This window comes from Bacillus cereus group sp. N11 (assembly GCF_016483605.1).
Classification (GTDB): domain Bacteria; phylum Bacillota; class Bacilli; order Bacillales; family Bacillaceae_G; genus Bacillus_A; species Bacillus_A toyonensis.
Genome location: NZ_JAEHBN010000006.1, coordinates 215,693 through 240,315 on the forward strand (window position 1 = coordinate 215,693; position 24,623 = coordinate 240,315).

Below are 24,623 nucleotides of genomic sequence, written 5' to 3' on the forward strand. Positions count from 1 at the left end.
TGGATATGGATACGTTACTGAGCTTATCATGGCATCTAATGTTGCCAGAATTCATTATTCTCGGGTTTGCCATCCTTCTTTCCATATGTGATTTGTTTTTTAAGCTGAACCATAGATATGTGGCGCTTAGTGCAATCGCTGCTGTCATATTAGCAATTGTGTCATTAATTACGCTATACGGCGAACCAGCAGGAGATATTTTAAATGGATCGTTTGTGTTAGATGGATTTTCAAAAGGGTTTAAAACGTTGTTATTAGGCGGAGCGGCCCTCATCTTATGCACCGCAATGAGCGATGACAAGAAAAATCCAATTGAAGATAAGGGAGAATATTATTACTTATTTTTAATGGCCCTTCTTGGGGCGATGTTCATGGCTTCTAGTGTTGATTTTATTACACTTTTCGTAGGTTTAGAGCTACTATCACTTTCTTCCTATGTTTTAGTAGGAATACGAAAAAGGAACCGTGCATCAAATGAAGCGGCAATGAAATATGTCATTAATGGAGGAATTGGAACGGCGATTACGCTCTTTGGAATGAGTTATTTATACGGTATTACAGGCTCAACCAATATTGTGGATATGCAAAAAGTATTCACCGGGGAGCTAACTAGTGGTATTCAGTTATTGTTAGCTCTCGCATTTCTACTATTGCTCGTTGGGCTCTCGTTTAAAATTGCAACAGTACCGTTTCATATGTGGGCACCCGATGTGTATGAAGGGGCGGCTACACCTGTTACTGCTTTCCTTGGAACGATTTCTAAAATTGCTGGGTTCCTACTCATTATTCGTCTGTTCCTTATGATTTTTGCAAGTGTATCGGTGCAAGGAGACATGCAATCTTTATACGGGCGTATGAGTATATATATTGCGGTTCTAGCAAGTATTACGATGATTATCGGAAATGTAGTCGCACTAAAGCAATATAACGTAAAACGCCTATTTGCTTATTCAGGAATCGCGCATGCGGGGTATTTACTCGTTCCACTTGTGGCATTATCACCATTTACGATGGATAGCATGTGGTTTTACATGCTTGCCTATATGCTTATGAATATAGGCGCATTTGCAATTATCCACGGCTTAATCTTACAAAGCGACAAAGAAAATATTACTATTTTCACCGGATTATATAAAAGGTCGCCATTTACAGCGATAGTAATGACGATTTTTATTTTATCGTTGGCCGGGATACCAGGAACAGCTGGTTTCATCGGGAAAATTAACATCTTTTTAGGTGCATTTCATGTAGAGCCAGCTCATTACGTACTAGCTTCTATTATGATGGGTACGACAGTCATTTCATTCGTATATTATTTCCGTATTTTACAGCAAATGTTTTTCCGGACGGGAGAAGTAGAAGAGAAAATTCGGTTGCCATTAAATATAAAGGTTGTTATGAGTCTTTGTGCAATTTCGATTGTAATACTAGGGATTATGCCGATGATTGGATACAATTTCTTTTATGAATATTTTCCATTAATGAAAGATTTCTTCTTCTTGGGGAACGTGGTACAATAGTGAAAATAAAAGGTGTGGAGTCGGTACTCTACGCTTTTTATTTTGTGTTAGCCACAAATGAAAATGCATATAGGTATACGTTTTTTCGAGAGAAGTTTACGATGTAAAATGTAAGATGCTTATTTGCATTTGAAAAAGTGTGGCTCCTACTTATTATGGTATCGTTTTTATTTTCTTTCGTAAGTAGTAGCCAAGTAAAAAGGGGTCGATTTTTTGGCACAACTTTTAGGGCAACAAGCACTGATTGCCATCGTTTCGCATTTATTGTTTATTACCATTACGTGGTGGGCTTTACAAGGTATTCACATCGAGCGTTTAATGAAAGCTGGAAAAGTGTTACAGACGAGGGTATTACTCATCCTAATTACAATTACAATTGGGACATCTGTAAGTAACTTTTTCCTTGATTATTTAGGCTATTCGAAGAGTTTAACGTATTTAGTAAAGTAAGTGTATAGAACCTCATATCTCCGTTAACAATGGGGATAGGAGGGGATGAAATTGAAGCTTAAAGCCATTCTTATTGTTGCCTTGAGTGTTGTTTTCTTTTTGGTTGGATATAGAGAGATGAAACCGATAAGCGATGAACAGAAAATGGAGAACATGATTAAGGCTTTAGAGAAAAATGATGCTAAAGTGGAAAAATGGTCATGGTTAGCGCGAGAAACAAAAACAATTTCTAACATACATACGTTTCAAAAATTGTTAAACGATGTGAAGGGGAAGGCAAATATTCAAAAATGGGACTTAGAGCAATCTCCAGATGGATATAAAGCTACATCCTATAAAAAGTTTGCTTCATATGAAGAACGAGTAGTAGTAACTTGGAGTAAGGAAAATACTAAAGAAAACACTTTCATTATTTTTGAAGTAAGTGGGGCGAAATGGGACCCGAAGCATGTTCAGAAAATGAATAAAATTTTTAATGAAAAACCTATAATTTACACTTGTGTTCAAGGTGTACTGAATGATAAGATTGAAGGTGTTTTGCAAAATAAAACCAATCAGGTTTTGAAAGATCTTTCAGCAAGAGCGATCGAACAAGTAGAAGAAAGAGCATTTGTGTCAGTCTCCGCATACAATAAAAAGTGGGATGACGCTCTTTCAACAAATAGAGAGAAAATAAATGTGCAAATAGCAATACGTTCTACAAACAACAAAGATACAATTGTGGTTGGCACACCGATCATAACTTCTGAGTATTGAGTGAATAGATACTGAAAAAAGGACACGGAGGGGAATAATTTGGAAAAGATCATCGTCCGTGGCGGAAAGCGGTTAAACGGCACAGTGCGTGTTGAGGGCGCAAAAAATGCTGTATTACCTATAATCGCTGCAGCCCTATTAGCGAGTGATGGAAAGAATGTACTATCTGAAGTACCAGTTTTGTCTGATGTATACACAATTAATGAGGTATTACGTCATTTAAATGCTGAAGTCGTATTTGAAAATAACCAAGTAACAATCGATGCTTCTAAAGAACTAAACATTGAAGCACCATTTGAATATGTACGTAAAATGCGTGCATCTGTTCAAGTAATGGGACCATTATTAGCACGTAACGGTCGTGCTCGTATTGCACTTCCAGGTGGATGTGCAATTGGTTCACGTCCAATTGACCAACATTTAAAAGGCTTCGAAGCAATGGGAGCAAAAGTACAGGTTGGTAACGGTTTTGTTGAGGCATACGTTGAGGGAGAACTAAAAGGAGCTAAAATTTATTTAGACTTCCCAAGCGTGGGCGCGACAGAAAACATTATGTCTGCAGCTACATTAGCAAAAGGGACAACAATCCTTGAAAACGCAGCGAAAGAACCAGAAATCGTTGACTTAGCTAACTTCTTAAATGCGATGGGAGCGAAAGTACGCGGAGCTGGAACTGGAACAATTCGTATCGAAGGCGTTGATAAATTATATGGTGGAAACCATTCTATTATTCCTGACCGTATTGAAGCGGGAACATTCATGGTTGCAGCAGCAATTACTGGTGGAGACATCTTAATTGAAAATGCTGTTCCTGAACATTTACGCTCAATTACAGCGAAGATGGAAGAAATGGGTGTTAAAATTATTGAGGAAAATGAAGGTGTACGTGTTATCGGCCCAGATAAGTTAAAAGCGGTTGATATTAAAACTATGCCTCACCCAGGTTTCCCAACAGACATGCAATCACAAATGATGGCATTATTACTACAAGCTGATGGAACAAGTATGATTACAGAAACGGTATTCGAAAACCGCTTTATGCACGTTGAAGAATTCCGTCGTATGAATGCTGATATTAAAATCGAAGGTCGTTCTGTTATTATGAACGGTCCAAACAGCTTACAAGGTGCTGAAGTAGGTGCAACTGATTTACGTGCAGCTGCAGCATTAATCTTAGCTGGTTTAGTATCAGAAGGTTACACTCGTGTAACTGAATTAAAGCATCTTGACCGTGGTTATGTAGACTTCCATAAGAAATTAGCTGCATTAGGTGCAACTATTGAACGTGTAAACGAAAAAGTAGAAGAAGTGAAAGAACAAGAAGTTTCTGATCTTCACGCTTAATTGAAGTAGTCTCTATGTCTTTTGATATAGAGGCTATTTTTTTTTGGGTTATTACTGTTATAGTCAATAAACTCTATACTTATGCACGTACCAGTAAAAATATTTAGAAAATTTTCGTTTTATCTCGCATTAACGGGCAGTAAGTCTCTAGCGCATTAAAACTTCAGTCTATACCGATACCCCCAAGTATGTTCTAAAAAATTCCGTAGTTCCATAAGAATGAAAGGAAGCCAACTTTATATTGGGGGAATAGGATGAAATTTTCAAAGCCATTTTTCATTATAGTAGTGCTTTTAATAGCGCTCGTTATCATTGTACCTGCTGCTCTTGTAATTCCGTTTGCGAAAGCAAAAATAGGAGAAGAAGCAGCTTCTAAAACTCCTCCAGCGATAGAAAGTATACCAGCTCCAGGGAAAGTGGATACAGCAGTTCAAGTTGCTGTATATCGCGACCAACAGAAGAAGGTAGAAACATTACCTGTGGAGGAATATGTGACCGGTGTAGTAGCTTCTGAGATGAATGCCAGTTTTGAAATAGAGGCGCTAAAGGCACAGGCATTAGCAGCAAGAACATTCGTGGTGCAGCGTATGCTAAGTGGAGAAAAGAAAAACAATGCAGATGTGGTAGATACGGTGAAAGATCAAGTGTACAAAAGCAAAGAGGAATTGAAAAAACAATGGGGTAATAACTACGAAAACAATTTAAAGAAAATCGAGGAAGCCGTTTCTAAAACCGCAGGACAAGTTTTAACGTATGAGGGAAAACCGATTTCAGCGTCTTTCTTCTCAACGAGTAACGGCCGAACAGAGAATGCAGCTGATTATTGGGGAAATGATTATCCGTATTTGAAAAGTGTAGATAGCCCGTGGGATCAAGCCTCTCCAAAGTTTACAAGCGAGCAAACGTTCACAGTAGCTGATTTTCAAAAACGTCTCGGTGTGAAAGTGCTGACGGATGGAAAGGTTGGAAATATTAAAGATCTTACGGAGGGTAAAAGAGTAAAGGATGTAGCGTTCCAAGGGAAAACATTAACAGGAAAACAAGTTCGTGAAAAGTTAGATTTGCGCTCTTCTGATTTTACATGGAAACAAGAGGGCAATAAAATCATTGTCACGACGAAAGGCTTCGGTCATGGTGTTGGTATGAGTCAATACGGTGCGAATGGTATGGCAGCGGAAGGTAAGAAATATACAGATATCGTCGCTCATTATTATAAAGGCGTTGAAATAAAAACGATGAATGATTATGAGGGAAAACTGATGGTGAAGAAGTAGAACGTGAAAGGAGCTAATTAAGATTAGCTCCTTTTTTCATTATTTGTAGGTAAGTTTTTAAAAAGAGCACTTCGTGATTCACTCAAAACTTATATGGTAGAACAAAAATAGAGAATAAGGCTATCCGTTCATTTGGATAGCCTTCTTTTGATATGTTTCATAAAAATATCAAAATTTTCCATTAATTGTTTGGTATAATAGGATAAAAAGCATTTGGGGGAGACGAAATGGCGCTACTGGAGTTGAAACAATTAGGGAAGACGAACCAGTTACCAGTAATTGAGCTAGAGGTTGAGAAAGGACAATGTGTTGTTTTGCAATGTAATAACCATACAGCTAAAGTGTTGCATCGCATCATTATTGGTGAGGAAGAAGCTTCAACTGGCAATGTGCTATTTGGAGGCGAAGCGATTGGAAAGAAAAATTATTCCAGCATTGGTTTTTGTTTTTTGAAAGATGAAGCATATGATCGTTTGAAGGTGAAGGAATATTTTAAATTTTTGTTAGGGCTTTATGAATCAAAGATAAGTATAGAAGAAGTTGTACAATGTGTTGGTCTCCTAGATAAGTTAAACGTGAAAGTAGAAAAATTGTCATTTTCAGAGAAACGCCGACTTCATATTGGACGAGTTATGATTCATAATCCGGATTTAGTTATTTTGGAAGAACCGGAGCAAAATGTAGATACAGAAAGTACAATTATCATTCGAAAAGCAATTATGAAAATGAAAGAGAAAGGAAAGGCGATCTTTATTACGTCCTCTTTCCTATCAGACGCTCTTTCGTTAACAGAAGATGTATACATATTAAACAACGATGGTGTGAAAAAGGTCGAAATCGAGCAAGAAGAGGTGGAAGAAGTCGATGAAGAAAAAGTCGTTCAAATGATTCCGCAGATGAAATTAGAAAGAATACCAGCGAAAGTGAACGATAAAATCATTTTACTTGATCCGATGGAAATTCATTTCATTGAAACGCAAAACGGAGTGACACATATTCATGTACGCGAAGGTGATTTCGTATGTGCATTAACATTAAGTGAATTAGAAACGAGATTAACAGGATTCGGTTTTTTTAGATGTCATCGTTCGTACCTCGTTAATCTACAACGAGTACGAGAAGTTATTACGTGGACACGGAATAGTTTTAGTTTAATTTTGGATGATGAAAGAAAAAGTTCAATTCCGCTTTCAAAAGGACGAATGGATGAATTAAAAGGTGTAATTGGGCTATAAAAAGTGCTCCAATAGGATCGAAATATGATTCATTCACCGGTAAAAATACTCCTTTTACCGGTATTTTACTGCGCCTACCCTTTGTTTTTCATATGATTGAGTCAAGAAAAGCGAAACATACAAACGAAAAGCGCTAAAGCGACTTTCATCTATAAAAGAAAAACAAAGGGGATGACGAAATGACATTGGCAATTGAAATGAAAGATGTAATGAAAAGTTTCAATGAAAAAACGGCACTTCGAAATGTAAATATTGAGGTGAAACAAGGAGAAATTTTTGGATTCCTCGGACCGAGTGGATCTGGTAAAACAACAACAGTAAAAATATTAACTTCTCAATTACTTCATAGTGTTGGAACAGTAAGAGTATTAGGGAAAGACATTACAGGACCAAGTAGCATCGATTATAAACGAATTGGTATTTTAACAGACAACAGCGGTTTATATGAAAGACTTAGCATTTATGATAACTTACTATTATTTTGCGACTTATACGATTGCAAAAAAGAAAGAATCGATGAAGTGCTAGCACAAGTGAATCTATTAGATGATAAAAAAACATTAGTAAAGAAACTGTCAAAGGGAATGAAGCAGCGCGTCACACTAGCAAGAGCGATCCTTCATAAACCAGATATCCTCTTCTTAGACGAACCAACATCCGCACTCGATCCAGTTAACGTACAAAACATTCATAAAATCTTAAAAGACTTAAACAAAGAAGGAACGACGATTTTCTTAACGACGCACAATATGGAAGAGGCAGAAACGCTTTGTAACCGTATCGCCTTTCTATGCGGCGGAGAAATTGTAGCGCTTGATACACCAGAAAACCTTCGCTTACAATACGCGAAAGATCAAATACAAGTCGTATTAAAAGATAAGCAAAAAGAAGTCGTGCAAAAAGATGAATTAGGTGCAAAACGTATTTCAGAATGGATGAAAAAAGGTGAATTACTATCTATTCATTCACACGAGCCAACATTAGGCGATATCTTTATTGAAGTTACTGGGAGGGGATTATAATGACATTTTCAATGAGACGTGTATCAGCTATTTTTAGAAAAGAAGTACAAGATTTTAAGACAAATTCACAAGTGTTATTAATGGCATCTTTACCAATTATATTTGCATTTATATTTAGCAGATTTGGAGAAGGGCGCATGGGGGTTGGCATTATTACTTTAATGGCCTTTCTATTTGTTGCAGGGTTTGTTCAATCAATGGTAATAGCAGAAGAAAAAGAAAAACATACGTTACGTGTGCTAATGCTATCACCAGCTTCTTCTGTTGAAGTTCTTCTTGGGAAAAGTATATTAACAGCATGTTTGACGTTGGGCATTTGTATTGTGAACTTATTCATTTTGGATCAATTCGGTGGAAATCTTTTATTACTAGGATTTATTTTCTTATGTGGAACAATTCTATTTATTGTGATTGGAACAATGATTGGATTGTTAGCTGAGTCAGTACCGCAAACATCACTCATTGGAATGCCGATATTAATGACGATGTATTTAGCTGTACAATTTGAGCCAATGGTTGAAAATAAAGTAATTAAGACGATGATCGAGTATCTTCCAACATCTCATATTGCCAAAGCGATTAACAGCTTAGTAGAGGGAGCGGGATTTAGTAGTATTAGCGGACATGTCTTGAATGTTGGAGTGTGGCTTATTCTTTCCCTTATTGCATGTTTAATCGTATACAAAAAGAAACAAATGGACTAAAAACTGAGCTGAAAATGCTCAGTTTTTTCTTTTTTCATCATTTCCTCGGAAATTTTACAATTTCTATACATATTTTTACATAATTTGTCGAAAAGTAATTAGTTATACGTTGTATAGGATACATGAATATTGTTCAAAATGATTGCTGAGGTGATGATGGAATGCGAGGAAGAAATAATAAAAAGTCGCAAAAGGTAGTACATTTATTTCAAAAAAGATGGGTGTTTCCGGCACTATACATTGCTTGTGCAGCGGTAATCCTAGTGGTTGCGCTATGGTTCCAAGGAGCTAATCCGAAGAAGACTCCGAACCACGATCAAGCAACACCGTATACACAATCGGAAGATCCAGCAGTACCAGTAACGAAATCTTCAGAAGTAGTGAAAATGCCAGCAGCCGCGAGTGTGGAAGTAGTCGTACAGAAGAAATTCTATGAAGATGCAGCAACTGAGGCGGAACAAGAAAAAGCACTTGTCTTTTATAACAACACATATTCCCCGAATAAAGGAATTGACATTGCTGCGAAAAATGGAAAAGAGTTCAATGTTGCTGCTGCTTTAAGTGGCACAGTAACAAAAGCTGAAAAAGATTCACTTCTTGGTTATGTTGTAACAGTTGATAGTGGAAATGGTGTAGCAGTTTCTTATCAAAGCTTAGGCAGTGTGAAAGTAGAAAAAGGTGCAAGAGTTGCACAAGGTGAAGTATTAGGAAAATCCGGTCTAAGTGCAATGAATAAAGAAGCAGGTTCTCACGTTCACTTTGAAGTACGTAAAGACAATGTGGCTGTGAACCCTGAGCGCTACTTAAATAAATCAGTAGCAGAAATTAAAGCTGATGCAGGTGCTACAAAAGCAACGAATGCTTCTGGTAAAAAAGCTGATGACAAATCTCAAAAAGAAGAGAAGTCAACGAGCACGAAACCAGAAAGTAAAACAGAAGATAAGTCTCAAAAAGAAGAGAAATCAACAAGCGGTTCGACTAGTGACAAAAAAGAAGAAACGAAGAAAGAAGAAAAATCAACAAATGGTTCTACAGAATCATCTAACGGTTCTTCTTCGCAAGAATAAGAAAGTGAAAAAATCAGTTCTCATTAGGAGAACTGATTTTTTTTATTTTTATCCTGCTATTTGCGGGCGGTAAGACCCCGATCTCAAAATTCAGCGAAAGCAAAGAAGTGAGGGAGGATTAACTGCCCGTAAAAGTCCAATTATTAGTTGAGCTATATATAAAAATAATCAATTTCGAGAAAAAAATTGCAATAACAAGGAAAAATGACGAGATTCTCGAATATATATTACAAAAGGGAGGGGATACTGTGTCGTTTTTGTTTGTTCTGTCGATTGCTATTATATTATTGTTTGTTTTATTTACTTTGTATTATTATATTGCCGGTAAGAAGGAAGTTCCCCACCATCAATTGTTAGAAGAAGAATATGATCGAGAAGAATGACACCTTGTTTAAAAGGTGTCATTTTTTTGCCAAAATAGTCATTGTTAACGTATTTCTCACAAAAAAACGTAATTTTTCTTAACTTAGTCCGCAAAAATAGTGAACATGTAGCATATATCAGTAGTGCGGGCAATACAATGGTATAAACCAAAGCAAAGAGAGTGTTTGAGGTGAGAAATCGTGAATCATTTCATTATAAATCCAAGAATGTTTAACGCTTACAAACAGCACTCACACTTACTTCTTAGTCGTATGCAGCGAGGCTCATTTCACACTTCTCACATCCAATTTAGGGAGGCGAGTGGTGTGCACGATTACATCAAAGAGAGAACTATCAAGATTGGTAAGTATATCGTGGAGACAAGAAAGACAGTGCGTGTAATTGCAAAGGAATTTGGGGTATCAAAGAGTACAGTCCATAAAGATTTAACAGAACGTCTGCCAGAAATTAACCCAGAGCTCGCAAATGAAGTGAAAGAAATTCTTGATTATCATAAGTCTATTCGTCATTTAAGAGGCGGAGAAGCAACAAAGCAAAAATATAGAAAAGAAGATGTAGAAAAGCCTGTACGTCAATAAAGTGAAACTTTAATCAGTGGGGCATGCCTCACTGATTATTAGTCTTCAGTAATCGGGCGTTTGCAGGCTTTTGGTCTTTCGCTCAACTCTTCTAAACTCGTTTGAGATGAGAGTCTTACCTTCCGTTAATATAAGATAAATATACGTTAGCAAACATTCCGCGTGCATTCGGTAATATTTTTCAGAAGAATTCTTTTTGCGAATATTACGTTTCTGTTAAATTTATGATAAAATCAGAAATTAGGTGTAAAAGAATTCGGGTGTAACCTGATTTTGAATATCGAGGAGGAAAAGACGGGAATGTTTGCGCGAGATATCGGAATTGACCTAGGTACGGCTAATGTATTAATTCATGTTAAAGGTAAGGGTATTGTATTAAATGAGCCATCTGTTGTGGCAATTGATCGTAATACAGGTAAAGTATTAGCAGTAGGTGAAGAAGCAAGAAGTATGGTGGGACGTACGCCTGGTAATATTGTAGCAATTCGTCCACTTAAAGATGGTGTAATCGCAGATTTCGAAATTACAGAAGCGATGTTAAAGTATTTCATTAACAAGTTGGACGTAAAGAGCTTCTTTTCAAAACCTCGCATTTTAATTTGTTGTCCAACAAATATCACATCAGTAGAACAAAAGGCAATTCGTGAAGCTGCTGAACGTTCAGGTGGTAAAACAGTATTTTTAGAAGAAGAACCAAAAGTAGCCGCAGTTGGTGCGGGTATGGAAATCTTCCAACCAAGCGGTAACATGGTTGTTGATATTGGTGGAGGTACAACAGATATCGCTGTACTATCTATGGGTGATATTGTTACCTCTTCTTCTATCAAAATGGCTGGCGATAAGTTTGATATGGAGATCTTAAACTACGTTAAACGTAAGTATAAGCTATTAATTGGAGAACGTACTTCAGAAAATATTAAAATTAAAGTCGGTACAGTATTCCCAGGTGCACGTAGTGAAGAGCTTGAAATTCGCGGACGTGACATGGTAACAGGTTTACCACGTACAATTACAGTATGCTCTGAAGAAATTACAGAAGCACTAAAAGAAGATGCGGCTATCATTGTACAAGCTGCAAAAGGCGTACTAGAGCGCACACCACCAGAACTATCTGCGGACATTATCGACCGTGGTGTTATCCTAACAGGCGGCGGAGCTTTACTACACGGTATCGACATGCTTCTAGCAGAAGAATTAAAGGTACCAGTATTAATTGCTGAAAACCCAATGCAATGTGTTGCGGTTGGTACAGGTATTATGTTAGAGAATATCGACAAATTACCACGTCGTGCTTTGAAATAAAGTGAAACTTTCATCAGTGGGGCACCCAACTGATTATTATTTCAAAAATAGCTGGATAAAGTAGAAAGAACTAAGGTGTAAACCTTAGTTCTTTTTTTATTTTTCTATTTTTTTATTTCGTTTTTTTGTGAAAATGAGAGGAAAATAAAGAAAAACGGAGGAAACAGGCAAAATATTCATATATATGGTTAAATTTAATATTTCCTTATTTGAAAACGTTTATAATATAATGAGTCGAATACGACATTAAGGCAAATAATGTTTCAATACATATTGCCTTTCCCTAATCTGGGCATACACTCTTTTCTACCTCCGTGTCAGTTGCAGGAATGTGCAACTATTTTAAGGGAATAGAGTGTGTGCATTTTTTTATATTGAGAAGTAAGTATACTAAATATAAAAATTCACTTTGTAATGACAAACGATAAACAAAATGGGATAATAACAATATGTCCAAGTGGTAAGACCAATATTGCAAAAGGGGCGATCATTACATGCTAAATATAGAACAAATTAAAGAAATCATTCCTCACCGCTATCCATTTTTACTTGTTGATAAAATATTAGAAGTAGATGAAGGCAAAAGAGCGGTTGGAATTAAAAATGTATCTGCAAACGAAGAATTCTTTAATGGACACTTCCCTGACTATGCAGTTATGCCTGGCGTACTTATTGTAGAAGCGTTAGCGCAAGTCGGAGCGGTTGCTGTATTAAAGAAAGAAGAAAACCGCGGAAGACTTGCTTTCTTCGCAGGTATCGACAATTGTCGTTTCAAAAAACAAGTACGCCCTGGTGATCAACTTCGCCTAGAAGTTGAAATGACACGTGTACGTGGCCCGATCGGAAAAGGAAAAGCAATTGCGACAGTAGATGGTGAAGTTGCATGTGAAGCTGAAATCACATTTGCAATTGGTGATAAAAAAGAATAGAGAAAAAAATAAAAAAATCTCCTTGTGAACGTACAAGGAGATTTTTTTATTTATGTTATATAACGATAAAATGATAATATGCAAACTAATCAGAAAATTACTTGTCAATAGATGGTAATTACCATATAATTACTTTATCATTTATTTAGAAAATAGGATAAGTGATAAAGGTAATGAAGAAGTAAGGGCATTGTCATATTGTTAAGGCACTTATATAAGACAAAGTAGAATGTTATTGATTATGATGAGATGTGGGGAAATTAGCAATACAAAATATTAATTAGACGTATGAAATCGAGCATAAGAGAGAGAAAAGGGAAATGTCGCATTTCACAAAAGGAGATTATGAATATGTTCGGGAGAAAGAAAAGAAAATCATTACGACAATTAATTACACATAAAGAGCCTAAATCGCGTATTACAGAACAATATCGTAACATTCGTACAAACATTGAATTTACATCTGTAGATAATCATGTTCGGTCTATTATCGTTACCTCGGCAGATCCAGGTGATGGGAAAACAACGACAATCGCAAACTTAGCAGTTGTTTTCGGCCAACAAGGAAAGAAAGTTTTATTAATTGGAGCTGACTTGCGTAAGCCGACGATACAAAACTTATTTGCCATTCATAATTCAAATGGGTTAACGAACTTATTATCAGGACAAGCAAAGCTTATGCAATGCATTCAAAAAACAGATATAGAGAACGTATATTTAATGGCAGCAGGTCCAATCCCGCCCAACCCAGCAGAATTACTAGGAAGCCGGGCGATGGACGAAGCGCTGCTAGAAGCATATAACATGTTTGATATTATTTTAATCGACACACCACCTGTCCTTGCGGTTACGGATGCACAAATACTAGCGAATAAATGCGATGGAATCGTACTCGTTGTACGCAGTGAAAAGACAGAAAAAGATAAAATCGTAAAAGCGAAACAAATATTAGATAAAGCATCAGGAAAACTACTAGGTGTTGTTTTAAACGATAAAAGAGAAGAAAAAGAGCAATATGGTTATTACTAAAACATAAAAAGCCAACAAAATTTTTTGTTGGCTTTTTATTGTTTTCTGAAAATTATTTATCAAGTTATACACTATAAAAAACATGATATGATAAAATTTTTGGGAAATGATTGGAATGTGTTGTCATATTTAAGATTATTTTGTAAGATTAAACTTGTTTCTTGTGAACAAATATAGAACTGAATGATTAAAAATAAAAAATGTAAGATTTATATGTTATAATTTTTCCTATGTGTAAATTTTAGAAAGTTGGAGGAACCTATGGAAGAAACAATTAATCTAAAAGAGTTATTTCATATCTTAAAAAAACGTTTAGCAATGATCCTCGTAATCACATTTGGTGCAGCTATTGTAAGTGCTATCATTAGCTTCTACTTTATGACACCAATCTATCAAACTTCGACGCAAATTCTTGTTAATCAGAAGAAGCAAGAGGGTGCTGCAATTCAATACAATGAGGTACAAACAAATATTCAATTAACAAATACATACAAGGTTATTATTAAAAGTCCTGTTATTTTGGATCAAGTGAAAGAAAAATTAGGTTTAAATATAACAGTGCAAGAGCTAAACAAGAAAATTGAAGTAGCTAATGAGAAAGACTCACAAGTAGTAGCGGTAACTGCGCAAGATAAAGATCCAAAACTAGCTCGTGATATTGCTAACACAACTGCAGAAGTGTTTCAAGGTGAAGTTGCTAAAATTATGAGTGTAGATAACGTAACGGTATTATCAAAAGCAGAAGTTGCAGAAAATCAATCTCCAATTAATCCACGTCCAATGTTAAATGTAGCAATTGCATTCGTTGTTGGTTTAATGGCTTCAGTTGGTCTTGCATTCTTACTAGAATACTTAGATAACACAGTGAAAAAAGAAGAAGATGTAGAAAGCTTACTTGGCCTACCAGTGTTAGGTATTGTTGCCCGTATGGATGAAGAAACATTGAACGTGAGATCACACGCTCCATCATCAAGAAAAGTGAGGGGACAAACAATTGGCTCTTAATTTATTTAAAAAGAAAAAAAATCATCGACAACGTCGTCAATTAATTGCTCATCAACAACCGAAATCACCGGTTTCAGAGCAATATCGTAATATTCGAACGAATATCGAATTTGCAGCTATTGATACAAACTTGCATTCGTTAATGGTAACATCTGCAAATCCAAGTGAAGGGAAAACGACAACGACAGCTAATATGGCAGTTGTGTTTGCACAACAAGGAAAGAAAGTATTATTAATTGATGCAGATATGCGTAAACCAGCGATGCATCAAATGTTTCAAGTTGATAATATTTTTGGGCTAACGAACGTATTAACACATAGTGAACGTTTAGAGAAATGTGTACAACCGACATCTGTAGATAACCTAAGCTTTTTAGCATGTGGTCCAATTCCACCAAACCCGGCTGAATTGTTAGGATCGAAATCAATGAAAGAACTTCTTGGACAAGCATACAGCATGTACGATCTAGTTATTTTTGATTTACCACCAATTTTAGCGGTTACAGATGCGCAAATTATGGCAAATGTATGTGATGCTTCTATTCTTGTCGTTCGTAGTGAAGCAACAGAAAAAGAAACGGCAGTAAAAGCAAAAGGATTGTTAGAATCGGCTAAAGGTAAATTGTTAGGTGTTGTTCTAAATGACCGTGAACGTGAAGAAGGCTTATATTATTATTACGGTGCAAACTAATGAAAAGAGTGAGATATGGTTGAAACATATCTCCTTTTTTCCCTTGAATATGAGATGTCTCATATTCAAGGGAAAAAAGATTACTAGGAGAGAGGGAGGATAAAATAAATGATTGATTTACATTGTCACATTTTACATGGCATCGATGATGGTGCACAAACTGTAACAGATAGTTTAGCGATGGCGCAGCAAGCCGTAGCAGAAGGAATACATACAATTGTCGCAACGCCGCACCACCAAAATGGGAAATATGTAAATGAGCGTACTTCCATTATTCATCAAGTGAAGCAATTAAATGATGAACTACAACAACATAATATTCCACTTACCATTTTACCGGGGCAAGAGGTCAGGTTATATGGTGATTTATTAGAAGACTATGAAGCTGGTAAAATTGTTACTTTAAATGAAACAAATAAATATATATTCATTGAATTTCCATCTAATCACGTACCACGTTATGCTGAACAATTATTGTACGAATTACGTGTTAAGGGAATGATTCCAATTATCGTTCATCCTGAACGTAATGCCGAGTTAATCGAGCGGCCAGATAAGTTATATAACCTTGTTAATAAAGGTGCACTCACGCAAGTAACGGCAGGTAGCTTACTAGGAAAGTTCGGTAAAAAAATTAAAAAGTTTTCATTTCAACTTGTGGAACATAATTTAACACATATGGTTGCTTCAGATGCGCATAACATAACGTCAAGAGGATTTCATTTAGCGGAAAGTTACGAATTAATTGAAAAGGAATTCGGAATGAGTGTTATGAGTGATTTAAAAGAAAATCCGTATTTATTAATTGGTGGGAAAGCAATTTATAAAGAAGACCCAGAACAAATTCGCCGCAAAAAATTGTTCGGTATTTTTTAATAAAGAACAGGTGATGTCTCCTGACCGTTATCAACGGAGGCACTCGGTCGTGCTGTGGGTAGAAAATTTATTTTCGAACCTACCTTAGACGCTTGTCGTCGGGAGTATGGCGTGAGGTTGGGTTAGATGCCCATATTTTATTTATAATAGAAACTCTACCTATGGAGTTATAGATATGACTCCATAGGTAGGGTTTTTGTTATTGTTACATATAAATAAAAAGATACGGGGGACTGAAATTGAAAAAAGTAAGAAAAGCAATTATTCCAGCAGCTGGTCTTGGGACAAGATTTTTACCAGCAACGAAAGCGATGCCGAAAGAAATGTTGCCAATCGTTGATAAGCCGACAATTCAATACATAATAGAAGAAGCGATAGAATCAGGGATTGAAGATATTATTGTTGTAACAGGAAAAGGAAAACGTGCAATTGAGGATCATTTCGATCATTCTTTTGAACTAGAACAAAACCTTTTAGAAAAAGGAAAGTATGAAATGCTTGAGAAAGTCCAAGCTTCTTCAAAAATTAACATTCATTACATAAGACAAAAAGAACCGAAAGGGTTAGGGCATGCAGTATGGTGTGCTCGTAAATTTATTGGAAATGAGCCATTTGCGGTATTACTTGGTGATGATATTGTACAAGCAGAAACGCCATGTTTACGTCAATTAATGGATCAATATGAAAGTACACAGTCGTCAGTTATCGGTGTACAAACAGTACTTGAAAATGAAACACATCGCTACGGTATTATCGATCCAGTTGAACAAAACGATCGTCGTTATCAAGTACGTCAATTTGTGGAGAAGCCAGCTCAAGGAACAGCGCCATCTAACTTGGCAATTATGGGTCGTTACGTATTAACGCCAGAAATTTTTATGTTCCTTGAAAATCAACAAACAGGTGCAGGTGGGGAAATTCAGTTGACAGATGCGATTCAAAGTTTAAATGAAATTCAACGAGTGTTTGCTTATGACTTTGAAGGAACCCGTTATGATGTTGGAGAGAAATTTGGATTTATTAAGACAACGATTGAGATGGCGCTTCAGCATGAAGAATTGAAAGAAGAATTGATGAAATATATGAATGAGCTTGTAAAGAAAGAAAATATACATGCATAAAGGTGAGGTGGGAGAGCATTGAACTTGGTAAAAGTATCAAGCGGAGAATTGGAAAAGGAAAATAATATAGAGCTTGATTTGAAAAAAGTAAATGCAAGTAAAGGATATTTAGTAGCTAAACGTTGTATTGATTTTATTGGAGCGTTATGTGGACTAATCTTATTATCTCCTGTTTTTTTGATTGTAGCAGTGTTAATTAAATATCAAGATCCGAAAGGACCTGTGTTGTTTAAACAGATTCGTATTGGAAAAGATGGAAAAGAATTTTATATGTACAAGTTTCGCTCAATGGTTGTAGACGCGGAAGAGAAATTAAAAGATTTATTAAAACATAATGAAGTATCTGGTGCAATGTTTAAAATGAAAGAGGACCCTCGAGTTACAAGGATTGGGAAACTTATTCGAAAAACAAGTATTGATGAACTACCACAGTTATTAAATGTATTAAAAGGTGAAATGAGCTTAGTAGGACCACGTCCACCACTTCCAAGGGAAGTAAAGGAATATACAGCATATGATAAGCAGCGTTTACTTGTTACTCCAGGATGTGCGGGGCTTTGGCAAGTAACGGAGAGAAATAGTGTTGGATTCAAAGAAATGGTCGAGCTAGATTTAGAATATATAAACAAACGAAGTGTAATCTATGATTTGAAAATTATTTTTAAAACGATTCAAATCATGATTAAGTCTAATGGCGCATCTTAGTAGTAGCTAACTCATAGAAAAGAGGTTGGAAAAATGGATAAAAAGATTTGTGTAATGGGTCTAGGATATATTGGATTACCAACTGCTAGTTTACTAGCAACTAAAGGATTTCAAGTACATGGTGTGGATGTAAATGAAAACGCAGTTGAAATGATTAATAGTGGTAAAGTACATATTTATGAACCAGATTTAGATATTTTAGTTAAGGCAGCTGTACAAAGTGGGAAATTGAAAGCTTCATTGAAGCCAGAAGAAGCGGATATTTTTATTTTAGCAGTTCCAACACCATTCCAAGATGAGCATAAACCTGATTTAGCATATGTAGAAGCAGCAGCTAAAACGATTGCTCCTGTTATAAAAAATGGGGATATCATTATACTTGAGTCTACAAGCCCGATTGGTACAACTGAAAAAGTTGCGGAATGGATCTTGGAAGAACGACCAGATTTAACAACTTCTGAGGAAATGCATAGTGATAAAGGAAGAATTTATGTAGCTCATTGTCCGGAACGTGTATTGCCAGGGCATATATTAAAGGAGCTAGTTGAAAATGATCGTATTATTGGTGGATTAGACAAAGAGTCTACAAAACGTACAGTTGAATTTTATAAACAATTTGTAAAAGGAAAAATTCTTGATACGAATGCAAGAACAGCTGAGATGGCAAAATTGACTGAGAACTCTTTCCGTGATGTAAATATCGCCTTTGCAAACGAACTCTCGTTAATATGTGATAAGTTAAATATAAATGTTTGGGAATTAATTCGTTTAGCAAATCGTCACCCTCGTGTGAATATTTTACAACCTGGTCCAGGCGTAGGTGGACATTGTATTGCTGTAGATCCTTGGTTTATTGTAGATGCTGCACCTGAAGAAGCAAAACTTATACATACTGCAAGAAATGTAAATGATTATAAACCGGTGTATGTGGTTGAGAAAGTAAAAGAAAAGGCTGATCGTTTTAAAAATCCGGTAATTGCTTGTTTAGGTTTATCATTTAAAGCCAATATTGATGATTTAAGAGAAAGTCCGGCCGTAGATATAGTAAATCATTTGGCGGAATCTAAGGTGGGGAACATCAAAGTCGTTGAGCCACACATTTCTACTCTTCCAAAGGTATTAGAAGAAAAAAATGTATCTCTTACTACATTAGAGTGGGCTGTGGAAAAAGCGGATATTATTTTATTGTTAGTAGACCATGATGTTTTTAGTATCCTAGGAGAAAATAAACTTCAAGAGAAAATTTTAATAGATACTAGAGGTTTCTTTAACTAAATATATTTTTGGAGGATGTTATGCCAGGATTTTTAGGAGTAATTGGTGATAAAAGGTCTAATAATGAATTAATCGATTTAAATAATCCTCGATATAATGAATTAATAACTAATGAAATTTATGGAGAGTCATTTTATTTAGCTCGTTTCGTTAACAATAAATTTTTAAATGATAAGGTTTTTTTTGAAAATGATAAATATATAGTAATAACAGATGGTGTATTGTTAAATAGTACTCTTTTAAAAGAAAAATATCACAAAGAAAGTATATCTGAGTTACTTATAGAAATGTATGAACAATGCGGGGAGACTTTCTTTGAACAAATCAGAGGAAGTTATTCTTGTATTTTATACAATAAAGAAGCTGATAATTGGTTAATTTATACAGATCACTTAGGTGATAAAAAAGTTTATTATAAAAACTCTTATCAAGGATTCTTTTTTGGTTCGAGAATTTATGAGCTAACGGAAATTTTAGATGAGGGCAGATTAGATAACGATAGTTGTCTTTGTATGCTAACGCTTGGTTACATGGTCGACGATAGAACGATGGTAAAAGATGTGAAAAGATTATTACCTGGTCACTATGTAAAGATAAATAAGGGTATAGTAGAAGTGCACAGATATTTCAATTTAAACAATACTCCTAGAGAAGATAAAAGTGAAGAAGCAATAATTGAAGAAATGGATAGTTTGTTTAGGGAAGCAATACGTTTACAATTTGAAAAGGATCGCGAATATGGATATAAGCATATTGCATCATTAAGTGGTGGTTTAGACTCTAGGATGGTCAACTTTGTCGCTCATGATTTAGGATATAAGGATATATTAAATTATACTTTTTCACAATCTAATTACCTTGATGAAAAAATTGCAAAGGATATAGCTAGTGATTTGAACCATGAATTTATTTTTAAGTCATTAGATGATGCCAAATTTTTATTTGACCTGGAAGATATTTTGAAAATAAATGGTGGAACTAGTATTTATTACGGTGTTGCCCATTCGAAGAATAATCTCGAAAAGTTAAATTTAAAAAGTTACGGGATGGTCCATACTGGACAACTTGGTGATGTGGTAATAGGTAGCTTTTTGAAAGAACCGAATTATAACCAGCCAATTGATTTAACATCCTATGTATATTCAACAAAGTATAAAGATAGGTTAGATACTATTGATAAAAAAGAGTATCCTGATGACGAGATATTCAAAATGTATAATCGTGGATTTAATTTTGCTTTAAATGGAAATTTAGCATTTCAGGAATTTACGGAATCAATGTCACCATTTTGCGATGTGGATTTTTTACAATATTGCATGAATATTCCGTTAAAACATAGGGTTGGTCATAATTTATATTTTAAGTGGATAGTAAAAAAGTATCCGAAAGCAGCAGAATATATATATGAGAGTATAAAAGCAAAAATAACTACACCAAAAGTATATATTCGTTCAAAAGACTTCTTTATTCGAGGAACTAATAAAGTATTAAGGAAATTGAATTTACCAACTCTTTATGGATATAATACAAAAAATGGAATGAATCCTTTTGATTATTGGTATAGAACTAATAGTGAGTTAAAGGAATTTATAGATTCATATTATAAGCAAAATATAAAATTATTAGATGCACTGAACGAAAAGGAATTAAAAGTTATGTGTGAAAATCTCTATAATAATGGTATTACTGTTGAAAAACTACAGGTATTAACTGTCTTGGCAACGGTAAAGCTAATTATTGGAGCTAAATTATGAATGAGCTAATAAAAAAGGTTAGAAAAAAAGGTTTTTTTCATATTTTTAGTGCAAACGTATTTAATAAGATTATTCAGTTTTGTAGTGGAATCTTTTTAGTGAGATTGCTTACTCAAAGTGAATTTGGTAATTACAGTTATGCTCAAAATATCCTTAATATATTTTTAATATTTAATGGGTTGGGGGTATTATATGCATTATTGCAATTTGGCAGTGAAAGTGATACTAATTCAAAAAGAAATACCTACTTTAAATTTGGTTTTAAAGTAGGTATTTCTTTTAATATAGTTATTGTTCTAGCGATGAGTGGATATGGATTATTTGTTGATTTTCCTAATCATCAGACTCAGTTAGCGTTATTTATGATGTTACTAATGCCCTTTATGATGTTCAGTTTTGAATATATTCAGAACTATTTAAGGACAGGTTTACACAATATTGAATTTTCAAGATTAAGTACGCTGAATACATTTCTTATCTTTGGATTTTCTGTTGTAGGTTCTATTCTAAATGGTGTATACGGAGTAATTATTGGAGTGTATATAGCATATTTAGCTTCAATTATTGTAGGCTTTTTCTTCATAAATAAGAAGGGAAAACTTTTCAGCCAAACAGGAAAAATTTCTAAGAATGATAAGAAGGAATTTTTGAATTACTCCGTAATTTCTATGTTTAGTAATGCTGTATCTCAATTGGTATATCTAATTGATATTTTCTTAATTGGTTTACTTATTAGAGATACAGAAGTATTAGCGATTTATAAAACAGCTACATTAATTCCATTTGCTTTAAATTTCATTCCGCTGTCAATAATGACATTTATTTATCCGTATTTTGCTAAAAATAGGGAAGATAAAAATTGGATTCGTGTAAATTATATTAAAATACAAAGATTACTAATTGTATTTAATGCCTTTGTAGTATTGATATTAATTATAGGGGCACCAATAGTTATTAAAGTATTATTTGGGGATAATTACCTGGAGAGTGTAACTTTACTTCGAATTTTGTGTATAGGATATTTTATTGGTGGAAGTTTCCGCATACCTGCAGGAAATGTTTTAGCTATGATGAGAAAAGTAAAATTCTTGTTTATTACTAATGTTATTGTTGGGATTATTAATATTTGCATGGATATTATATTAATAAAAACATTTTCAGCTATGGGTGCAGCTGTGACAACAGTATTTATTATCACTTTAACTTCAGCTATATATAATATATATTTATTTTTTATTCTAAAAAAGAATTGAATGTAATTACGGGAGTGAGAAAGAGTAGTATGCATAGACCTAAAATAGCAATTTATCAACAAGAGTATTTGACAATATCAATGACTTTTATTTATCGTCAGTTACAGGGAATACAGGAAAGTTATAATCCCATTGTTTTAGCAAGTAGGTTACAGAATACAGATGTGTTTCCTTGTGATTATATATATTCGCATCAAAAAAATGTATTTGAAAAAATTGTTAATAAATTGTATAGAAAATATACATCTAAATACGCAGCACTTTCCAATGTGCAATATAATTACTACATAGATGTATTAAATAAAGAAGATATAAAACTAGTACATTCACATTTTGGCCCTTCGGCTCTTGAAATATTACCAGTAGTGAAGAAACTTGATATTCCACTATTGGTAACATTTCATGGCTATGATGCATCTACCCTATTGAAAAATAGAGAGTATGTTAATCAGTTGAAAGAATTATTTAGTTATGCTGAAGTTATCACTGTATCTCAAAAAATGGCAACGGATTTAATAAAATATGGAGCAAATCCTTCCAAGGTACATGTACATTATATAGGTGTGCCAGTAAATGATTTTATCTTTAATGATAAAAAATCAATAAAGGATAAGGTAAACAGTAAAGAGACTATTAGATTTCTGCAAGTATCAAATTTTGTTGAAAAGAAAGGACATAAGTATACAATACAAGCATTCGCTGAATTTTCTAAAAAACACCCTAATAGTGAACTTATATTAGGTGGAGATGGGCCTTTACGTGAATCTATCGAAAAACTTTGTATAGATTTAAAGGTGCAAGAAAAAATTAGATTTATGGGTAAGGTTGTTAAAGAGGAAGTAGTGACACTTATGCAAGAAGCAGATGTGTTTTTACATCATAGTGTTACAGCTGAAAATGGAGATCAAGAAGGGATTCCTACAGTAATTATGGAAGCTATGGCTAGTGGGCTTACTGTTGTTAGTACATATCACGCGGGAATACCAGAATTGATAAAGGATAGAGAAACTGGATATCTAGTTGTGGAAAAAGACGTAGATAGTTATGTGAAACAGTTGGAAAATGTAATGTACTCTGATAATACGATTAGAGATAATGCTCTTAAACATATACGTGAAAACTTTAATATTGATGTTCAAAATAAAGAGCTTATGAAAATATATCGAAATATATTAGCAAGATAAATTTAAATAAATCCAGAGGTTTTTAGAAAATGTTGAGGGAAAGGAATATGTTGTTGGATTATTAATTGCATTAGCTAGTATTTTCATTTTACTAAAAAATGATGAAAAGAAATTATTTTATCTATTTATTTTTACAGTTATAGCTATACCAAATAACTATAATATAAAACAATCAGTTGGGATAATAATTTTTAATTTTGATTTTATTTATTTCCCATTAATTTCAGGATTCTTAATGGTGTTAATTTCTATCTTTGCAGGAAAGGTTAGGATTCCTGTTTTGAAGAGAGACATAGGATTTTTTATGTTTTTTTTATTAATTATTATCTATAGTAGGATTTTATAATAGGAATTACTTTTTTGCCGAGGATTTAAAAATTTATATAACACTTTTTATGGTATTCTTTCTTTCAAGAATGGTATTAAGTAAAGCTGAGGATTTTTTAAATGTATTAAAGGTAATTTGTATTGGTACTTTGGGATACTCTTTAGTTGTTATATATATATACTTATTCAAAAGTGATCAATTATATTGGATTTATGGTGAAATGCTAGGGAATTGGTGGGGAAACCGGATAACTTTCGGTAATACATCTTTATTGGTAATTTCTTTGATACTATCTATGTATTTTTGGGTAGAACGGAAAATACTATATTCACTTGTAATAGTAACGAATATAGGTGCTATCTATCTTTCACAAAATAGAACAGTTATAATGATGAGTCTGCTAATTTTTGTTATTGGTTATCTTATTTATATGTTAAATAATAAAAGTTTAAAAGTTTTTAGTAAAAAGATTGCTTTTTCAACATTGCTATTCTTTTTATTAGTTGCGTGTACAGGGATGTTTATTAAAAATGATATTGATTTTCAAGATAATATTATAATACAACGTTTTCTGGAAACTGATAATTTAAATGTAAGGAAAGTAAGTAATGAAAAGGCCTTTGATAGTTTAATGGATAATCCACTTGGTTATGGGATAGGAAAAGAAGTAGTACTATATAATATAGATACATCTATAGCAAATACAGGTTTGTTTATTGATAATGTATTTGCGACAATAGGTGTTAAATTTGGAATATTGGGTATTATGATATTCAGTTGGATTTTATTAATGACACAATTATATATATAATGTATCGCTTAAATAATGAAAAATTA

The 24,623-nt window shown here is 34.2% G+C and carries 24 protein-coding genes; all 24 read left to right on the forward strand.

The window, feature by feature from the left end; genetic code table 11:
* Nucleotides 1–5: 5 nt before the first annotated feature.
* The 24 genes from nuoN (at nt 6) to JDS98_RS12495 (ending at nt 24,597) form a co-directional block, all read left to right on the forward strand.
* Entirely contained in the window at nt 6–1,520 is a 1,515-nt protein-coding gene (gene nuoN, locus JDS98_RS12380; RefSeq protein ID WP_374191402.1) for an NADH-quinone oxidoreductase subunit NuoN, read from the forward strand.
* Between the two features lie 213 nt (nt 1,521–1,733).
* Nucleotides 1,734–1,970 carry a DUF1146 family protein gene (locus JDS98_RS12385; RefSeq protein ID WP_098912430.1) on the forward strand — a complete coding sequence of 79 codons (237 nt, stop codon included), beginning with the start codon at nt 1,734–1,736 and terminating at the stop codon, nt 1,968–1,970.
* Between the two features lie 51 nt (nt 1,971–2,021).
* Complete coding sequence (locus tag JDS98_RS12390) at nt 2,022–2,726, forward strand: YwmB family TATA-box binding protein (RefSeq protein ID WP_000767897.1); 705 nt, start codon at nt 2,022–2,024, stop codon at nt 2,724–2,726.
* Between the two features lie 39 nt (nt 2,727–2,765).
* Nucleotides 2,766–4,070 (forward strand): UDP-N-acetylglucosamine 1-carboxyvinyltransferase, encoded by a 1,305-nt coding sequence (murA, locus tag JDS98_RS12395; protein WP_000411268.1) that lies wholly within the window; start codon nt 2,766–2,768, stop codon nt 4,068–4,070.
* 254 nt (nt 4,071–4,324) lie between these two features.
* The gene (gene spoIID, locus JDS98_RS12400; RefSeq protein ID WP_098710726.1) at nt 4,325–5,344 is read left to right on the forward strand and encodes a stage II sporulation protein D; all 1,020 of its coding nucleotides are present in this window, start codon (nt 4,325–4,327) and stop codon (nt 5,342–5,344) included.
* Between the two features lie 227 nt (nt 5,345–5,571).
* A complete protein-coding gene (locus JDS98_RS12405; protein WP_001185967.1) occupies nt 5,572–6,579 on the forward strand; it encodes a LytTR family transcriptional regulator DNA-binding domain-containing protein in 1,008 nt (335 codons plus the stop codon).
* A gap of 179 nt (nt 6,580–6,758) precedes the next feature.
* Nucleotides 6,759–7,601, forward strand: coding sequence for an ABC transporter ATP-binding protein (locus tag JDS98_RS12410; protein ID WP_000170852.1), 843 nt, complete (start codon nt 6,759–6,761; stop codon nt 7,599–7,601).
* Nucleotides 7,601–8,305: an ABC transporter permease gene (locus tag JDS98_RS12415; protein ID WP_000144457.1), complete on the forward strand. Its 705-nt coding sequence runs from the start codon at nt 7,601–7,603 to the stop codon at nt 8,303–8,305. The genes JDS98_RS12410 and JDS98_RS12415 overlap by 1 nt, the downstream gene beginning before the upstream one ends.
* Nucleotides 8,306–8,466: 161 nt before the next feature.
* Nucleotides 8,467–9,372, forward strand: a complete 906-nt coding sequence (locus tag JDS98_RS12420) for a stage II sporulation protein SpoIIQ (RefSeq protein WP_199633922.1) — start codon at nt 8,467–8,469, stop codon at nt 9,370–9,372.
* A gap of 248 nt (nt 9,373–9,620) precedes the next feature.
* Nucleotides 9,621–9,755 (forward strand): hypothetical protein, encoded by a 135-nt coding sequence (locus JDS98_RS12425; RefSeq protein ID WP_000008898.1) that lies wholly within the window; start codon nt 9,621–9,623, stop codon nt 9,753–9,755.
* Between the two features lie 306 nt (nt 9,756–10,061).
* Nucleotides 10,062–10,334, forward strand: a complete 273-nt coding sequence (gene spoIIID, locus JDS98_RS12430) for a sporulation transcriptional regulator SpoIIID (RefSeq protein ID WP_000544012.1) — start codon at nt 10,062–10,064, stop codon at nt 10,332–10,334.
* 300 nt (nt 10,335–10,634) lie between these two features.
* On the forward strand, nt 10,635–11,636 hold the full coding sequence (gene mreB / locus JDS98_RS12435; protein ID WP_000457991.1) for a rod shape-determining protein: 1,002 nt from the start codon (nt 10,635–10,637) through the stop codon (nt 11,634–11,636).
* A 494-nt stretch (nt 11,637–12,130) separates the two neighbouring features.
* Nucleotides 12,131–12,565, forward strand: coding sequence for a 3-hydroxyacyl-ACP dehydratase FabZ (gene fabZ, locus JDS98_RS12440; RefSeq protein ID WP_000931959.1), 435 nt, complete (start codon nt 12,131–12,133; stop codon nt 12,563–12,565).
* Between the two features lie 351 nt (nt 12,566–12,916).
* Nucleotides 12,917–13,594, forward strand: coding sequence for a CpsD/CapB family tyrosine-protein kinase (locus tag JDS98_RS12445; RefSeq protein ID WP_199633923.1), 678 nt, complete (start codon nt 12,917–12,919; stop codon nt 13,592–13,594).
* Nucleotides 13,595–13,855: 261 nt separating this feature from the next.
* Nucleotides 13,856–14,599 (forward strand): YveK family protein, encoded by a 744-nt coding sequence (locus tag JDS98_RS12450; RefSeq protein WP_199633924.1) that lies wholly within the window; start codon nt 13,856–13,858, stop codon nt 14,597–14,599.
* The gene (locus JDS98_RS12455; RefSeq protein WP_199633925.1) at nt 14,589–15,290 is read left to right on the forward strand and encodes a CpsD/CapB family tyrosine-protein kinase; all 702 of its coding nucleotides are present in this window, start codon (nt 14,589–14,591) and stop codon (nt 15,288–15,290) included. The genes JDS98_RS12450 and JDS98_RS12455 overlap by 11 nt, the downstream gene beginning before the upstream one ends.
* Before the next feature lie 108 nt (nt 15,291–15,398).
* Nucleotides 15,399–16,166, forward strand: coding sequence for a tyrosine-protein phosphatase (locus tag JDS98_RS12460; protein ID WP_199633926.1), 768 nt, complete (start codon nt 15,399–15,401; stop codon nt 16,164–16,166).
* A gap of 239 nt (nt 16,167–16,405) precedes the next feature.
* Complete coding sequence (gene galU, locus JDS98_RS12465; protein ID WP_199633927.1) at nt 16,406–17,287, forward strand: UTP--glucose-1-phosphate uridylyltransferase GalU; 882 nt, start codon at nt 16,406–16,408, stop codon at nt 17,285–17,287.
* Between the two features lie 18 nt (nt 17,288–17,305).
* Nucleotides 17,306–17,992: a sugar transferase gene (locus JDS98_RS12470; protein WP_097936429.1), complete on the forward strand. Its 687-nt coding sequence runs from the start codon at nt 17,306–17,308 to the stop codon at nt 17,990–17,992.
* A 33-nt stretch (nt 17,993–18,025) separates the two neighbouring features.
* Nucleotides 18,026–19,267 carry a UDP-N-acetyl-D-mannosamine dehydrogenase gene (wecC, locus tag JDS98_RS12475; RefSeq protein ID WP_199633928.1) on the forward strand — a complete coding sequence of 414 codons (1,242 nt, stop codon included), beginning with the start codon at nt 18,026–18,028 and terminating at the stop codon, nt 19,265–19,267.
* 20 nt (nt 19,268–19,287) lie between these two features.
* Nucleotides 19,288–21,021 (forward strand): asparagine synthetase B family protein, encoded by a 1,734-nt coding sequence (locus JDS98_RS12480; protein ID WP_199633929.1) that lies wholly within the window; start codon nt 19,288–19,290, stop codon nt 21,019–21,021.
* The gene (locus JDS98_RS12485; RefSeq protein ID WP_199633930.1) at nt 21,018–22,274 is read left to right on the forward strand and encodes an oligosaccharide flippase family protein; all 1,257 of its coding nucleotides are present in this window, start codon (nt 21,018–21,020) and stop codon (nt 22,272–22,274) included. Before JDS98_RS12480 ends, JDS98_RS12485 begins: the two co-directional genes overlap by 4 nt.
* Before the next feature lie 29 nt (nt 22,275–22,303).
* The gene (locus tag JDS98_RS12490) at nt 22,304–23,458 is read left to right on the forward strand and encodes a glycosyltransferase (protein WP_097936436.1); all 1,155 of its coding nucleotides are present in this window, start codon (nt 22,304–22,306) and stop codon (nt 23,456–23,458) included.
* A gap of 548 nt (nt 23,459–24,006) precedes the next feature.
* Nucleotides 24,007–24,597, forward strand: coding sequence for an O-antigen ligase family protein (locus JDS98_RS12495; protein WP_199633931.1), 591 nt, complete (start codon nt 24,007–24,009; stop codon nt 24,595–24,597).
* Nucleotides 24,598–24,623: the final 26 nt, after the last annotated feature.